At 63.0% G+C, this 16264-nt stretch carries 12 protein-coding genes, 1 other RNA gene and 1 pseudogene; 5 read left to right on the top strand and 9 right to left on the bottom strand.

What is annotated here, in order from left to right:
• Positions 1-68 precede the first annotated feature (68 nt).
• Positions 69-1226: a sensor histidine kinase gene (locus N6H05_RS13760; RefSeq protein ID WP_284110018.1), complete on the top strand. Its 1158-nt coding sequence runs from the start codon at positions 69-71 to the stop codon at positions 1224-1226.
• 52 nt (positions 1227-1278) lie between these two features.
• Here N6H05_RS13760 and N6H05_RS13755 read toward each other — a convergent pair whose 3' ends face one another.
• Positions 1279-1929: a response regulator gene (locus N6H05_RS13755; RefSeq protein ID WP_284110017.1), complete on the bottom strand. Its 651-nt coding sequence runs from the start codon at positions 1927-1929 to the stop codon at positions 1279-1281.
• A 383-nt stretch (positions 1930-2312) separates the two neighbouring features.
• Between N6H05_RS13755 and N6H05_RS13750 the strand changes: the two genes are divergently transcribed.
• Positions 2313-3281, top strand: a complete 969-nt coding sequence (locus N6H05_RS13750; protein ID WP_284110016.1) for a SphA family protein — start codon at positions 2313-2315, stop codon at positions 3279-3281.
• 17 nt (positions 3282-3298) lie between these two features.
• On the opposite strand, the gene N6H05_RS13745 is transcribed toward N6H05_RS13750, so the two are convergent.
• Both N6H05_RS13745 and N6H05_RS13740 read right to left on the bottom strand, forming a co-directional pair.
• Positions 3299-5815, bottom strand: a complete 2517-nt coding sequence (locus N6H05_RS13745) for an ABC transporter permease (RefSeq protein ID WP_284110015.1) — start codon at positions 5813-5815, stop codon at positions 3299-3301.
• A complete protein-coding gene (locus N6H05_RS13740) occupies positions 5812-6501 on the bottom strand; it encodes an ABC transporter ATP-binding protein (RefSeq protein WP_284110014.1) in 690 nt (229 codons plus the stop codon). The genes N6H05_RS13745 and N6H05_RS13740 overlap by 4 nt, the downstream gene beginning before the upstream one ends.
• Here N6H05_RS13740 and N6H05_RS13735 point away from each other — a divergent pair.
• Positions 6500-7222 carry an arylesterase gene (locus N6H05_RS13735; RefSeq protein WP_284110013.1) on the top strand — a complete coding sequence of 241 codons (723 nt, stop codon included), beginning with the start codon at positions 6500-6502 and terminating at the stop codon, positions 7220-7222. The genes N6H05_RS13740 and N6H05_RS13735 overlap by 2 nt on opposite strands.
• A 63-nt stretch (positions 7223-7285) precedes the next feature.
• Here N6H05_RS13735 and N6H05_RS13730 read toward each other — a convergent pair whose 3' ends face one another.
• The 6 genes and pseudogenes from N6H05_RS13730 to ssrA form a co-directional block, all read right to left on the bottom strand.
• Complete coding sequence (locus N6H05_RS13730; RefSeq protein ID WP_284110012.1) at positions 7286-7624, bottom strand: hypothetical protein; 339 nt, start codon at positions 7622-7624, stop codon at positions 7286-7288.
• Positions 7625-7719: 95 nt separating this feature from the next.
• A pseudogene (locus tag N6H05_RS13725) lies at positions 7720-8510 on the bottom strand (IS5 family transposase).
• Positions 8511-8729: 219 nt separating this feature from the next.
• Positions 8730-11429, bottom strand: coding sequence for a TonB-dependent receptor domain-containing protein (locus N6H05_RS13720; protein WP_284110011.1), 2700 nt, complete (start codon positions 11427-11429; stop codon positions 8730-8732).
• Between the two features lie 91 nt (positions 11430-11520).
• Complete coding sequence (locus tag N6H05_RS13715; RefSeq protein ID WP_284110010.1) at positions 11521-13173, bottom strand: beta-helix domain-containing protein; 1653 nt, start codon at positions 13171-13173, stop codon at positions 11521-11523.
• A gap of 252 nt (positions 13174-13425) precedes the next feature.
• Complete coding sequence (locus tag N6H05_RS13710; protein WP_004207460.1) at positions 13426-13806, bottom strand: hypothetical protein; 381 nt, start codon at positions 13804-13806, stop codon at positions 13426-13428.
• A gap of 299 nt (positions 13807-14105) precedes the next feature.
• Positions 14106-14460, bottom strand: a transfer-messenger RNA (tmRNA) gene (gene ssrA / locus N6H05_RS13705).
• 23 nt (positions 14461-14483) lie between these two features.
• Between ssrA and N6H05_RS13700 the strand changes: the two genes are divergently transcribed.
• Both N6H05_RS13700 and N6H05_RS13695 read left to right on the top strand, forming a co-directional pair.
• The gene (locus tag N6H05_RS13700; RefSeq protein WP_284110009.1) at positions 14484-15248 is read left to right on the top strand and encodes an NRDE family protein; all 765 of its coding nucleotides are present in this window, start codon (positions 14484-14486) and stop codon (positions 15246-15248) included.
• 130 nt (positions 15249-15378) lie between these two features.
• Positions 15379-16227 carry a DUF2071 domain-containing protein gene (locus N6H05_RS13695; RefSeq protein ID WP_284110008.1) on the top strand — a complete coding sequence of 283 codons (849 nt, stop codon included), beginning with the start codon at positions 15379-15381 and terminating at the stop codon, positions 16225-16227.
• The last annotated feature ends 37 nt before the right edge of the window (positions 16228-16264 follow it).

Below are 16264 nucleotides of genomic sequence, written 5' to 3'. Positions count from 1 at the left end.
TCTTGTGCGCCGATACATTCAGCCCGGTCGCATGGCTGAGCGCATTTTTAGCTGGTGAGGGAGACGTCATGCTCGAACCACATCAAGCGGGGGCAGCCCATTATCCGGATTTTTTCGGCGGACCAAATGGCAGCACGACGTTGCCCGCGCAAATGTATTTGGCCCCGCCAAGCCAGTCCCAGACGACATCGCAGGCAGACCTTCAGCGACTGATCAACAGTATCCCGGTCAAGATCGTGGTGATTGATCGTCACGCACAGATTTTAGCCATCAACCGCGCTTGTGAGCCCTATTTGCGAGCGGTCGGCCTCGACCTCAACAATGTCTCAGGCCAGAGCTATTATGCGGTGAAGGAACGTTTCGGCGCTCCGCCGCTGGATGCGCGCAGCGTGAGCGAACATGTCGCGATGCTCTGCCAGCACAACACGGCCTTTAGCCAGACCATCAGCTTTCCGCTTGCCGGGCAGGATATCCGCATGGTCGTCCATGGTGAGCGGTTGCCGGGCGTGGAGGATCTTTTCATCCTCAGTCATCTGGACGACGAAGACCCGGAAAGCGAAACCGCCAATCCTCGCCGCTATCACCTCTCGATGCTGCGGGCAGAGGAAGAGGAACGCAAGCGGATCGCCCGTGAACTGCACGACGAAACCTTCCAGCAGTTGGCGCTGATCCAGTTCAATCTGATGACGCTAAGCAGCACCGACATGAGCGCCCAGGCCAGCGACGCCTACCAGGCGATGGAAACCTCGCTCAAGGCGATCCAGGATCAGGTGCGGACGCTCAGTTATCTGCTGCATCCGCCCGAACTGGCCGAGGATGGGATTGAAGCCGCGCTGGCCCATTTCAGCCGTGGCTTCGCCCGCCGGTCGGGTCTCCAGGTCGAATTTCGTTGCCTGTCAGGGCCGATCAGGCGCAACCCGGACATGGAGATCGCCTTCTATCGCGTGGCCCAGGAAGCGCTCGCCAACGTCTATAAACATGCCGACGCGAGCCACGCCGTGGTCCGGCTGCGGCGGACCCAGACCGACTTCATCCTGGAGATAGAGGATGATGGCCGGGGCGTGCCCGAACATATCCTCAACGGTAAGGGTCGCGACATTGTCGGTGTCGGCCTGTCAGGCATGCGGGAGCGTGTCACCGCGCTTGCCGGCCAGTTGGAGGTGCGTCGTACCGGTACGGGCACGCTCGTCACCGCAACCATCCCGCGTCGCCGTCTATGTGACTGATCGTGCCTGATCGGCGGCGGGGGATCAGCCCCACCCGCCGATCACATGCAGATCAGGGTTCTACGATGTTGTTGCGCACTGCGTAGCGCACCAACTCAGCCGTCGTCCCCAGCTTCAGCTTGTGCATTGCCGCCGCGCGATGGGTCTCGACCGTCTTCACGCTGATATCGAGCAGATGGGCGATCTGCTTGTTGATCTTGCCCTCGGCGATCAGTTGGACGATCTCGCGCTCCCGCGGGGTCAGCGTCGCGACATTGCTACCGGCCACGCTGCTCTTCACATAATGGTCAAGCAGGGTTTCGGAGATCGCCGCCGAGAAATAGGGCTTGCGCAGCGACAGCGCCTCGACCGCCGACTGGAGATGCTGGTCGCTGTCGGATTTGAGCACATAGCCGCGCGCGCCGGCACGCAGCACCTCGACCAGCAGATCCTCCCGATCGTGCATGGTATAGATCAAGATCTCGATCCGCGGAAATTCCTGCTTGAGCGCGCGGGTCAGTTCCAGCCCGTTCATCAACGGCAGGGAATAATCCAGGATCGCTATATCCGGCTGGGTCTCGCGCGCCGCCTTCAGCGCGTCATGCCCATCCGACGCCTCGGCGACGATCTGCCAGCGATCCTGGGTTTCGAGGAAAGTCCGAACGCCCTGCCGCAACGCCTGATGATCGTCGGCAATCAATATCCGCGTCAATGGCTTGCTCATCCCTTACCCCTGTCCACTCCCGATGGCGCCCATGATGAGCCTATCTATCATTGCGGCATGGCGGCCCGAAACAATGGGGGTTTTCCCCCGCATCAGCCGATATTGCCCTGACCACGCACAAAGCGACCGCATATCCGCCCCCTCGCCCTCTCCGGGACGATCGATAGCGGGTCGAAATCTGCCATGCTCTGGCACTCTTGGCGAGAGCAAAGCGCAAATATCACGCCTTTTCGTTATCTTAGCGCCAAGTACAGGGTTTCCGGCGATGCAAGCTTTCCCCAATCGGCTCGGGGATTATCCCGATGGCCCCACCCGAGGCGTCGATGGATGATGGCGCCGGGCTTTCCGCCCTTCAGGGACAATGGGGACGAATGATGCGTAACATGAAGACCTGCCTGCTGGGCGCCATCCTGCCACTGGCCGCCGCCATCAGCACCTCGGCCCAGGCGGTCGAGGGCGCAGCCAGCCTCTATGTTCCCGGCACTGGTGGTCCCGCCACTGCGGTGATGCCGCCGCTGGAGGGCGTCTATTTCGACGACACCATCTACATCTACAATGGCAGCGCGAGCGCCAGCAAGGAATTCGTCGTCGGCGGCAATGTCGTCGCCGGCCTCGACGCAACAATCGTCGCCGATTTCCTGACCACTCTGGTCGTCCCCTCCACCAATTTCCTGGGCGGCACATTGTCCATGGGCGTCACCCTTCCGGTCGGCGCGCCGATGCTCGACGCCAATGCGGTCGTCACCGGCCCGTTCGGCAATCTGCGCAGCCTCAACGTCCATGATTCCGCGCTCGTCGTCGGCGACCCCGTGTTCAACACCATGCTCGGCTGGAAGGCCGGCAAGCTCCACATTCAGGCCAGTAGCATGGTCAATATCCCGGTCGGCCATTATCGCGAGGACCAGTTGGCCAATCTGGCGTTGCATCGCTGGGCAGTCGACACCTCGTTGGCGCTCAGCCTGCATGACGATGAAAGCGGCTGGGATCTCACAGGCAAGGCCGGCGTCACCTTCAATGGCAAGAATGACTATACGGAATATGATAGCGGCAACGAGTTCCACCTCGAAGGATCGGTGGAAAAGGCCCTGTCGAAGAAATTCTCCCTCGGCGCCCAGGGCTATTGGCTAAAGCAGATCAGCGATGACAAGAGCAGCGGCGCCCTGCTCGGCGCCTTCCGTGGCGAGGTGGTCGGCGTCGGCGGCACGGCCGCACTCAACGTCATGATGGGTCGCTCGCCCGCGACCTTCCGCCTGCGCGCGTTCAAGGAACTCGACGCCACCAATCGGCTGAAGGGCGAGGCCTTCTTCCTCAGCCTCACCCTGCCGCTCTATATGAAGATGCCCCCGCAATAACGCCAGGACATCTTCGCCTATAGCTGGCGCAGCGCCCGCGCGGGCCGTACCGACATCAGCGGGATCGATCCGGCCAGGCCGATCCCCAGGGTCAACACGGCCCCGACTGCCAGCGTCGCCAGCACCACGCCCCAGTCCGGTGCCCAGCCAAAGCTGAAGACCTGCACCACCACATACCAGGCGGCGGCCCCGCCCAGCAGCAGCGCCACCAGCGCCAGCAACCCGGCCAGCACGCCATATTCCAGCGCCTGCGTCCCCAATATCTGGCCGCGCGTGGCGCCCAGCAGCTTCAGCACGACACTGTCATAGCTGCGGCTCTGCCGCCCCGCCGCGATCGCCCCGATCAGCACCGCGACCCCCGCCAGCACCGTCACCGACGCCGCCGCCAGGATCGCGCCCGACATCTGATCCAGCAGGCCGGACACCTGGCTGATCACCTGTCCCACCTCGATCACCGACGCACCGGGAAAGCTCGCCAGCAGCGCGCTCGTCACCGCCTGCTCCTGGCGGTTGTCGGGCAGGCTGATCGTCGCGGTCAGGCTGTGCGGCGCCGACGCCAGCGTGCTGGGCGAAAAGACCATCACATAGTTGAAGCCCATCGTGTCCCAGTTGATCTTGCGCAGCGACGCGACCCGCGCCTCGATCTCCCGGCCCAGGATCGATACGGTGATGCGATCGCCGACCCAGATGTCCAGCGCCTTGGCCTGGTCGGCATCCAGCGACACCAGCGGCGGCCCGACATAATCGCGCGGCCACCAGCGCCCCTCGACGATCTCGCTCCCCTCCGGCAGGCTCGCGCTATAGGTGACGCCGCGCTCGCCGCGCAGGATCCACGCCCCTTCCGGCTTCTCCTTCAGGTCGGCGACGCGCTTGCCCGAATAGCCGGTCACCGTGCCGCGCAGGATCGGCACGACATTCAGCTTCGCCGCTGGCACCCGCTTCGCTATCAGCGCACGAAACTGCGCCTCCGCCCCGGCCGGCATGTCGAGTATGAACAGGTTCGGCGCCTGTTTCGGCACGGTCCGGCCGATCTCCGCCTGGATGCTGGTCTGGATCGCCGCCAGCGTGACAAACAGGGTCAGCGCCAGCCCCAATGCCACGGTCAGCGCCGCCGTCTGCGCGCCGGGCCGATGGAGGTTGGCAAGCGCCAGCCGCAGCAACGGTCGCCGCGCATGGGGCATGCGCCGCGCCAGCCACCTTATCCCCTGCCCCATCGCCAGCAGCAGCAACAGGGTCTGTATGATGGCACCCAGCATCGCCGCGGCGAACATCGGCGTGCGCGCCGTCAGCAGCACGACCGCGACCAGCAGCGCGATCGCCCCGCCGACCAGCGCCAGCGTGCGCCGGTCGATCCGCTGCCGCCCGTCGACCAGGGTGCGCAGGATCGCCGCCACCGGCTCGGTGCGCGCACGAGCCAGCGGCGGCAGCGTGAAGATCAGCGCGATCAGCAGGCCATAGGCCGCGCTCGTCACCAGCGGCAGCGGATAGAGGTGGAAGCCCGGCGCCACCGGCAGCATGTCGCCCGCCACCCAGACCAGCAAGGGCGGCGACAGCGCGCCCGCCACCAGCCCGGCCAATATGGCCAGCCCCGCAACCACCCCGATCTGGAGCAGATAGATGCGCTGGATATCGGCCGATGTCGCCCCCAGCACCTTGAAGGTCGCCAGCGCGCCGCGCTTGATCGCCAGATAGGATGCGACGCCATTGCTGACGCCGATCCCGGCGATCACCAGCGCAGCCAGGCCGATCAGCGACAGGAACTGACCCATATTCTCAATGAAGCGGTTGGTGCCCGGCGCAGCCCGCTCGCGGTCCTTAAATTCCCAGCCCTGCTCGACATAGCGCTTCTCCAACCGCTCGCGCAGCGCCTGCGCATCCGCCCCGGTTGGCAGGCGCAGCCGATATTTGGAGCGGTAGAGGCTGCCCGGCTGGATCAGCCCGGTGCGGTGCAGTCCATCCATCGACACGATCGCCACCGGCCCCAGGGTAAAGCCCTCGCCCACCCGGTCCGGTTCGTCGGCAATGATCGCAGCGACGGTGAAATCGGCCGTGCCATAGCGCAGCGCGTCACCGACGCCGATCGCCATCCGCTCCGCCAGGGCCGGGCTGATCAGGATGCGGTCGGCCGCCAGCGGCGCATAGCGGCCATGCTGCAACGCCAGCGTGCCATAGAGCGGATAGGCATCGTCCACGCCTTTCAGCTCGGTCAGCAGCGGCGCCGCCGCGCGCGCCCCGCCCTTGTGGACCATGGCGCGCAGCCGCACCGTCTCGCTCATCCGGCCCAGCCGCGCGATCGCCTGCTGGTCGCGCGCGTCCATCACCCGCTGGGTCATGGCGATCTCGACATCGCCGCCCAGGATCATCTGTCCCCGCGCGGAAATCTCTCCAGTGATCGCGCTGGTCAGGCTGCCGATCGCCGCCAGCGTCATCACGCCCAGGAACAGGCAGACGAACAGCAGCCGCAAGCCGCGGAATCCGGCATGCAGGTCGCGCCGCGCGATCCTCCAGCTTGCCCCCCACCCCAATGTCGTCACGCGGCAACCTCGCCGCTCAGCTGCCCGTCCCGCATCTCGACGGTCCGGTCGCACCGCGCCGCCAGCGCCGGATCATGGGTGATGATCAGCAGGGTCGCGCCGCTCGCCTGCTGCCGGGCGAACAGCAGGTCGATGATCGCCGTGCCGGTCGCCTGATCCAGATTGCCGGTGGGTTCGTCCGCGAACAATATCGCCGGATCGGGCGCCATGGCCCGCGCGATCGCCACGCGCTGTTGCTCGCCGCCCGATAGCTGGGCGGGATAATGGGACAGGCGATGGCCCAGGCCCACCGCCTTCAATTCCCGCGCCGCCCGCTCGAACGGATCGGCCAGCCCCGCCAGTTCCAGCGGCACGGCGACATTTTCCAGCGCCGTCATCGTCGGCAACAGATGGAAGGATTGCAGGATGATGCCGATCCGCCCGCGCCGCGCCCGCGCCAGCCCATCCTCGTCGAGCGCGCGATAATTGACGCCGGCCACGCTGACCGTGCCGCCGCTCGCCTGCTCCAGCCCCGACAGGATCGCCATCAGCGACGACTTGCCCGATCCCGACGCGCCCAAGATCGCCAGGCTCTCGCCGCGACGAATATCCAGGTCGATGCCCTTCAATATCTGCGTGTTGCCGAGCGAGAGGGTGACATTGCGCGCCTGGATCGCGATATGGGGGGCGTCGATGGTCGCATGCATGAAGAAGGAAGGCTCCTTGGCGAACGGTTTCCGGCTATATGGGTTCTCGCTGCTGCTTGTCCAACTGCTCGCCGCCTGTTCCCCAACGAAGGAGCAGGCGCTAGCCCCCGCCGACAATGGCGCCGCGAACATGACAGCGAAGGCGACACAGCCAATCGCCGATGGCAAGCTGGTCGTCGTATTCGGCGACAGCCTCTATGCCGGTTATAATCTTCAGCAGGATCAGGGCTTTGCACCCACACTTGAACAAGCCCTGTCAAAACAGGGGATCAAGGCCCGCGTCGTCAATGCCGGCGTGTCGGGCGACACCAGCGCCGATGGCCTCGCCCGCCTCGCCTTCGGTCTCGACGGCCTGCCGCGCAAGCCCGACCTGGTCCTCGTGGGCCTGGGCGGCAACGACATGCTGCGCGGCCTCAGCCCGCAGGCGACCCGGACCAATATCGACGCGATCCTCACCGAACTCGCCAAGCGCGGCATTCCCGCGATGCTGACCGGCATGATGGCCTCGCCCAATATGGGGCCGGACTATGCCGCCGCCTTCAATCCCATCTACCCCGATCTGGCGAAGAAACATGGCGTGCCACTCTACCCCTTCTTCCTCGACGGCGTGATCGGCCAGCGCAGCCTGCTGTTGCCCGACGGCATCCACCCCAACCCACAAGGCGTGCAGCGTATCACCGCGAAGGTCGCGCCGCTGGTCGCCAGGCAGTTGGGGGACTAGGCGGCAAGGAAAATCGGGTGCCCGTCGAATGGACGAAAAGGGTGGAGAGCGGAATGGCGGCTTTCAGTTCAAGGCTTCGACACTCTGCCCTACAGCCTTCAATTCCATGCCAGATAGATCGAGATTGCAATCCGCCTTCAAAACGCGGCCTGCCTTCTCCATTGCGCGTATGGCAGGGGGAAAAGACTGCTGTGGGAGTTCGGCCCCAATGCCAGTGAACGAGTGAGTTACACGCGTTTTATCATTCACTCGTCCGATATCCAAAGTCGCCCGGCCCGCGCTGTCCTCGGTTTTGTAATAGGCGAACTGCGCTACATTGGTGCCCTTCGGAAAGGTGCTGCCATCATCAACGTAATCCCACCGCTCGATCTTGCCAAAGGCCTTTCGGAGCGTCTTATCCACGCATCCAATATCGGCGGGCGTGTGAAGATCTCTCTCGGACACGACACCTCGCAGCGGCTCGCAACCACAAAGGGGTATTGCGGCAAGGGCGAGAATTAGGTTTCGTGGACAAAGGGTATCCATTGCAGGGCTGAGACGAGATTGACGAAGCCGAGGTAGGACTCTTTGGTTTTGTCGTATCGAGTTGCGATACGCCGCCAGTTCTTGAGTTTGTTGAAGAGGCGTTCGACAAGATTGCGCCAACGGTATTTTTCGCGATCGTGTGGGATTGGATCGCGCCGATTGCTTTTGGCGGGAATGACAGCCTCAACGTCAGCATTGGCCAATTCCTCGCGGATGGCATCTGCATCGTAGCCCTTGTCCGCCAACAATGCCTCGATCTTATGAGCAATCAAACGGAACAGCGGGCCAAAGCCTTGGATATCGTGGCTCTGGCCCGGCGTCAGGACAAAGCCGAGCGGTCGGCCTTTGGCATCGCAGCGGGCGTGGAGCTTTGTGCTGAATCCGCCTCGCGATCGGCCAAGCGCCTCGGTTTCCTGAGTCCCTTTTTTATGCCGACGGCACAATGATGTGCTCGGACCACGGTGCTGTCGATCATGTCCGCAGTGGCATCACGAGCCACCATTTCGCCCAGTGTCTCGAGCATCGCCTCGAACACCCCGGTCGTAACCCAGCGCCGGTAGCGGCGGAAAACGCTGTTCCACTTGCCATATTCATCCGGCAAGTGGCGCCATTGCGAACCTGTGCGGGCGATCCACATCATGCCTTCGAAATACAGCCGGTTGTCCTGTGCTGGACGACAGCCACGACCACGCTCAGATGGCAGTAATGTGCCGATGATCCCCCACTCGTCCTCCGTCAGCCCAATACGCTCGCCCAACGCCACCTCCAAAAGGCAGCCTTGAATCAACGCCCGATCCTGCTGTCAACCTTTGTCCACGAAACCTAATGCGTTACGTCTCATAGCAGCATCTTATTCGCCATCACGCTCGCGTCTGCAAATGGTCGGAAGCCGTCAAAGCCCAACACCATGTTGCCCACCAATGCCCTCAACGCAAAAGGGCGCCCGATCGGGCGCCCTTTCCGTTTCGGCTCTGCCGCTCCCTCAGAAGGTCGTCGACAGCGAGAAGTTGAAGGTCGTGCCATAATTATAGGCGTTGTAGATGACCTTGTTGGTGCCGTTCGACTGGCTTTCCTCATAGTCGTTGCCCAGGATATTGCGCACCTCGAACTTGGCGTCGAACTGGCGCCCCGCGACATAGACGCCCTGGCGCGCCACGAAGTCCAGGTTGATGCCGGGATGTTCATAGACGTCCGGCTGGTCCTGGTTGGCCAGGCCACGGCTGGTCACGCGCTTGCTGGCATAGGACAGGATCAGCGTCTGCTGCGACAGCTTGTCCTGGTCTTCCAGGCCGAACTGGAAGTTGACCAGATGGTCCGACTGGCCCGTCAGCGGCGAACCGTTGCGGAAATAGTCGGTCGCCAGCGTCGACGACGCGCCGAACACGGCGGTCGTATCGCCTTCCTTCACCTTCAGCTTCGACTTGGTGTAGGTATAGTTGGCGATCGTCACCAGACGGCGGGTCGAGAAGAATTCGCCGTCCGACAGACGCGACAGGTCGAAATATTTCTGCAGCTCGACTTCGCCGCCATAGAGGTCGGCCTTGGGCGCGTTGGCGAAGCTGGTGACGAAATTGTCGCCGTTGAGCGTGATGAAGGTTTCGATCGGGTTGTCGATCTTCTTGAAGAAGCCCGACAGCGAGAAGCGCTGATCCCGCGCAAAATACCATTCATAGCGCGCTTCCGCGTTGAACAGCTTGCTGTCCTGCAGATAGGGGTTGCCCTGATAGCGACGGTTGGTGTCCGGGTCGAAGTAGAACTGATAGATCAGCTCGCGGAACTGCGGCCGGGCAATGGTCTTCGACGCGTTCAGGCGCACCTGCATGTCGTCGCGCATCTGCCAGGTCAGCGTGCCGCTGGGCAGCCAGTAATCATTGTCGAGCTGGGTCGAAGCCGTGCTGGCGCCCGGCGTGTTGAACACCTGCATCGGCGACACGGTCAGCTTGGCGGTTTCGTAGCGCACGCCCGCGTCGAGCGACAGGTCGTCCAGTATCTGCCAGTTCAGCTTGCCATAGCCGGCATGGTTCTTGAGCGTCGCGCGGAAGGCAGGATTGCCTTCGTTGGTCTCAATCAGGCTGATGTCATAATAGTTGACGATGCCCGGTGCCAGCAGCAGGTCCGGGCGCAGCACGCCCACGCCCTCGGGCATGTCGCTCGACGCGCGGAACTGGAAGTCGCGGCGCGAGCTGGTGCGGTTGGTGTCGACATAGGCATAGCCAGCGGTCAGCGCCATGTCGGCCGACGGCTTCCAGGTCAGGTCCGCGCCGCCCGACCACAGATCCTCGTTGAGGTCGGAGAAGCTGACCGTCGCGGTCTGGCCGGTATTGCCGTTCAGACGGTTGACGAACAGATTGCCATAGGGGTCCGCCGCCGCATTGGTGCGGATATATTCGAACGACAGTTCATAGGGGGCTTCGCGCTGCGAATTGGCAAAGCCGCCGCGCACGTCCAGGCTGAACGCCGGGCTCAGCTTGAACTCGCCGACCACCTGCGTGTCGATCAGCTGGCGCTCATACCAGGCGGTATCCTGCTCCATGATGTCCGACGTCGGCTGGGTCTGGGTGTTGCCCAGGCCCAAGCGGGTGTGCTTGAGCGTGTCGCGGATATAGAGGTTGGTCCAGCGGATCTTGTTCTCGCCAAACTCAAGGCCCAGACCCAGCAGGCCGTTCACGACGATGCGATTGTCGGTCGTGACGCGCTGGAAATCCGAATTGAGCGCCGACAGGTCGGGCGTGATCGAATTTTGCTGGCGCTGGTCGCGCGTCGTCCACTTGTTGCTATAGCCGGCGGTAGCGATCAGGCCCAGGGTCGAACCGCCCAGGTCGAACGAGGTGCCGCCCGAAATGGTCGCCGAATAATTGGGGTCGATATCCTTGATGCGCTGGACGGTGCCCTTGCTGAAGCGCACCATTTCCGCCGCGATCGCGGTGGTATCGACATTGCCCGAGCTGATCCGTTCGCCGCTGGCGAAGAAGGCCGCGAGCGCCGGCGGAATGTCGCGGCTGCCATTGTCGAAGCCGGTCCAGTCGCTCTTGCTGCCATAATAGCTATAGCCCATCTGATAGGTGGTTTCGGTGTTGGCACCGATACCGCCGCTGATCGTCAGGAAGCTTTCCGCCGGCACCGCATTGGTCGTCAGGTTGATGACGCCACCGCCGAACTCGCCGGGATAATTGGCCGAATAGCTCTTCTGCACCATCGAGGAGGAAACGATGTTGGTCGGGAACAGGTCCAGCGGCACGACGCGCTTGAGCGGCTCGGGGCTGGGCAGCGGCGAACCGTTCAGCAGCGCGAGCGAATAGCGATCGCCCAGGCCTCGGACATAGACATAGCCGTTGCCGACCACCGACAGGCCGGTGACGCGGCCCAGCGCGCCGGCAATATTGCCGTCGCCCGTCCGGGCGATATCGGCCGAAGACAGGACCGAAACCACCGCCGGAATATTCTTCTGGACGTTGGCACTGCGGCGGCCGGTGACGATGATGTCGGAACCGGGGACCGAAATGTCGGGCGCCGCCTCCGGATCCTCGGCGGTCGAACGACCGGCAGCGGCAGCAGGATCGGCCGCCTGCGGGTCGGACGTGGTGGCATCGGCGGGCGCGGTCACTTCCTGTGCCAGCGCGGCCGGCGCGACCAGCGCGGTGGAAAGCAGCAGCAGGCCCGCGAACTTGAGCGGCGTCGCCATCGAATATCCCCTAGATAAGGTCATTGCACGTTTCGGGGCGGGATGCGGCCGATCATGGCCGCATCCCGCCCCGCATCAGGTCCGTCCCGTCTTAGAGCGGGATCGAGGTGCAGGCGCGGCGCGCGGTGCTGGTGCTGTCGAACGGCGCGTAGGCCGAATTGCAGGTCCAGCCGGCGAACCAGGTGTCGTTGGCGTCCTTGACCGCGCCGACATAGGTCGTCGTGTCGAAGAAGCTGTCCAGCGTCTTGGCGTCGATCGCGGTGGCGGCGGTTTCGGCCGCACCGTTGATGAACACCGCGCTCAGCGAAGCCGTGTAGGCATCATTGTTGTTGTTGCCGCTGAAGATGGCGGCGACATCGGCGGCGGTGTAGGCGGTCGCGCCGCTACCCGAACCGATATACTTGGTCGCGTTGCACTGCATCAGCACCGAACGGGCGGTCAGCGTGGCGCGGGTCGAAGCGGTGCCGGTGCCATGCAGGCGGACGCACTCGTTGTTCGGCGACACGACGATGCCGTTCACCAGCGACAGGTCGCTGTTGCCGCGGTTCAGGATCGATGCCTGGTCATTGGCTTCGTTGTTGCTGCTGACCTGCGACTGGATCGCGGTGAAGTTGGCGACGATCGTCTTCTGGCGCGGGGTATCGCTTTCCAGACCGTTGCTGTCGATTTCCATCAGCGCGTCGCCCTGACCCGGACGCTGCACGATCAGCACATATTGGAAGCGCCCCTGAATGCCGGTGTCGGCGTCAAGGCTGTCATCATCCGCGCCGGTAGCGATATAATGCTTCATGCGCACGGTGCCGCCGAAGAATTCCGCGCCGTCGTCCGAGCTGTTGAAGCTCTGGATATAGTCCAGCGTGGTGCCGCTGCCGATGCTTTCGCCGGTCAGCGCCTGCAATTCGGTGTTGGCGCCCAGAACATAGCCCGAATAGCGGATCTGGACATATTTCATGGTGCCCGCATTATAGGCGTCGTCACGACCGCCAAAGGTCGCCGGATCGGCCGAACCTTCGGTCTGACGCTCGCAGGTGTCGGCGCCGACCGAACCGCTGTTGCAGTCGGTGGTGCGCGCACGGCCCATCAGCACGACGCCGCCCCACTGCCCCATCGAGGTCTCGGTGGCGTTGCCGTTGATATTGTCGCGGCTGGTGAAGATGATCGGCGAGGTCGCAGTGCCGACGGCGTTGATCTTGTTGCCGCGGTTGACGGCCAGCCAGCTGGTGCCGGTGCCGCCATAGACGATGACGCCCGGCTCGATGGTCAGGGTGACGTTGGTGTCGGCGGTCAGCTGACCGCTGGTCAGGCTGAAGCCATTGGCAGCGGTGCAACCCACGGTCGAGCTGGTGACCGGCGCCGAGGTGGTGGGCGCAGCGAAGCCGCTGTCGCAACCGACGTCGACGCGGCCCTTCATCTGGTAAACCAGACCGGCGATCTTGGGCAGGGTGATGCTCTTGGCGATGATCGAGGGCAGCGTGCAGACGCGCCAGACATCACCGTTCGAGCTGGAAATGGTGCCTTCGTCGGTCAGACCCTTGGGGTCGGCGATCGTCGGGCAGCCGGCAGCCGGGGTAACGGCAGCCGGGGTCGGCGTGGGGGTCGGCGTCGGCGTGGGGGTCGGCGTCGGGTTGATGATGACGTCGCCGCCGGTGCCGGGCGAAGCGATGTCGTCCGCGCCGCAGGCGGCCAGCGCCGCGCAGGCGCAGCCCGCCATCAGGATATTATGGATACGGTTGATCTTGGCCATGTCGTCTCCGCTCCGGCTTCTGCCGGGTTTGTTGCGATGCGGAGCGCAAGGGGGAAAAGCGAATCGGACAACGCCCCCTGTCGCCCTCGGAAGCGGCAGGTAGGCGCGGTAAATGACAGCCTCATTTTCCTTTTATGACATATCGGGGTCGGTAAAATTACAGTTTAAAGACAGTGGCCCAGCTGCCACAGCAACAGAAAGGGGCGCCGTCCACCGGACGACGCCCCTGCGCGAGCCACTGAAACAGGGCGTTCAGCGCATCGCATAGCTCGTATTCAGGCGGGCCGAAGCGCGCTGCGCGATCGAGCGCGAGGATTCCTCGCTGCCATCGGCCAGCACCAGCGTCATGTCGGGCACGCGCGCAACCGCAGCATAGGCCTCACGCGCATCGCTGGTGCGCCCCATCCCCGCATAGGCATTGCCCAGGTTGATCAGGCGCGCCGGATCGTTGATGGTGTCGGGCCAGACCGCCTGCAGCTTGCGGGCGGCCTTGTCGAAATCATGGGCGAGCAGCGCCGACGCGGCCAGACCCGCATCCGGCACGACGCTGACGATCACATCATCCGCCGCCGACGCCATGGCTGGCACTGCCGAAGCCAGAAGAAAGCCCGCAACTGCCGCCGCCTTGAACATCGATTTTCTCCGAAAAAAACTTTCCAACATAGCCGGAATTATTTCATCTTGATGACATCGACACAAGATCGGCCATGGGCGCGGATTTCATTTTATATTTACATGATTTCATTGACTTATGCGTTTTTCACATCAGTGTCATAAAAGTGAAATCGAATGCGGCATGCAAATTTCGCCCGATTCGAATCGCATCATGGAGACGCAAAAAGGCCATGCGCCGGAAGCGGCGTGGCCTGAAAAAACATCGTCTGACGGATTGGGTCCGGAGGCTTCTGTTGCCCGGCGCCTCCGGGGGCCGCTGAATTCCCTTCTGTTGCCCGGTGGGTTCAACCGCGCTATTTTAGAGTAATGTCAGGCCGTGAGGCCCTCAATTACGCTGCAATGGCGAGTGCTTCGTTATCGTTGGCACTTGTGAGTTTTGCACAGTTTAACGGCTTACACGGGCCGGGTAAAAGCATCGCCTTTGAACACACGTCGATCCTAGTTCGGCCCCATCAGACACCCCGCCAGACCAAAGGCCTTCCGGGACATGTGGTGGAACCGCCGGGTACTGCCCCCGGGTCCGCTGCGTCTATTATACGACACGATTTATCACCATAGCCGGGCGAACCCGGCACCCCCTATATGGCGGCGGCCGCGCGATTTATCAAGCCGGTGTTGCAGGATGGAGGCAGCAAATGTGTATCGTGGCACTGGCCTGGCGGGCGCACCCGCGCTGGCAGCTCGTCCTGATCGGCAATCGCGACGAATATCATGCCCGCCCCGCCGCCGCGATGGCGCGCTGGGACGACCGGCCGGGGCTGATCGCCGGGCGCGACCTGCAATCGGGCGGCACCTGGCTTGGCGCGGACGAGGATGGCCGGGCCGCCGTCATCACCAATTTGCGCGGTTTCGGCGATCCCCTGCCCGAGCGCGCCTCACGCGGCGCGCTGGTGACCGACCTGCTGACCGGCAGCGGCACCTATGCCGATCCCCAGACCGCAGCGCTCGACGATTTCAACCCGTTCAACCTGCTGCTCGCCGACCGTGACCGGCTCGTCTTCCTCACCAACCGGCCCGAACCCCAGTGCAGCCTGCTCGCGCCCGGCCTCTACGGCCTCTCCAACGGCCCGCTCGACCAGCCCTGGCCCAAGACGCTCGCGCTCAAGGATGCGATGCTGCAATGGCTGGTCGCCGGTGCGACCGATCCCGAAGACCTGTTCGCCCCCCTGCGCCGCGAGAGCCTGCCCGCCACCGGCATCGCCCCGGCCACACCGTCCGACGCCCCGCTTGAGCCGCCCCTCTCCCCCATCTTCATCCGCAACCCCATCTATGGCACACGTTGCAGCAGCATCCTCGCCATCGCCCCGGACGGCACCGGCCTGGCGCTGGAACGCCGCTTCAACGCCCAGGGTAACGTCACTGGCAACAGCCGCATCCCCTTCCATTGGTCCACTACCTAGAGACGAACATGCTTGTGACCGCTCCGAACGAGCATTCGACTTTTTGCCTTTTAAGCAGCGCCAATCGCTCCTTCAAAGCGGTCGCTTGCGCCAGTTGCACCCGCTATCGCCAAGCTCTAGGCTGCCGAATATGGAACCTGCTTATTTCGTCTCGCCCCGCAAAGGTTTCCTGGGGTGGCTTCAAAATAGTTTGGCGAATATGCAGCTTCCTAAACAGGTGCGCCGGACGATATCGGCACGACTGCCCTTTCCGACCCTTGAAAGCGATGTAAGCAACATTGTCTATGCCAATTGGAATGTCCCCTTGGCGGCTGTGGATCATCTCATCCCACCTGGTGTGAAAGTGATTGATGTTGACGGCAAAACGATCCTGACCATCCTGACTTACGCCCATGGCCATTTCGGACCTTCTGCCGCCGGCCCCCTCCGGCGCCTTTTTCCTTCACCGTTACAAAGCAATTGGCGGCTTTATGTGCAGTCAGTCGCTGGCAAGAAACCAGCGAAGCCGACCGTGCTCTTCCTTGCCAATATTTTCGATAGCGATCTCTACGCGATAGGAACCCGCATTTTCAGCGATGTGATGCACGCACATCGAGCCATGGACTTTAACCATCAGCGTCGCGGCAGGTCCTGGATCACCCAAGTTAATGGCCAAGGAAGCACCCCCTCATGGGAGATGCAAACAGAGGACGTCGAGCAATTTTCGTTACCGACAGCCTTCGAACCGTTCTTCGCAGGATATGCGGATGCGCTGCAATCACTTTGCCTTCAGGAGGTCGCAATCGCATCTGTTTCTGTAATAAATAAAATCGCGATCTCCGAAATCGACCTGCCGATAGACATATCTTCAATCGTGCCACTTTCGGTGAGCGAATTCATGCCAGGCCATTTACTCAGCGAGTTAGGAGCGACGAACGATCCTTTTTGTTTTCGCGTTCCCAAGGTTAAATTTAAAGTTCTCTCCGAAGCGCTTATTTAGCAGGCCGCTCTCGGGCGCAGGAGCGTCGATCGAAGTC

The organism is Sphingobium sp. WTD-1 (assembly GCF_030128825.1).
Lineage (GTDB): Bacteria > Pseudomonadota > Alphaproteobacteria > Sphingomonadales > Sphingomonadaceae > Sphingobium.
The sequence above is the reverse complement of the archived record's forward strand: the minus strand, read 5'-3'. Positions and strand labels throughout refer to the sequence as shown.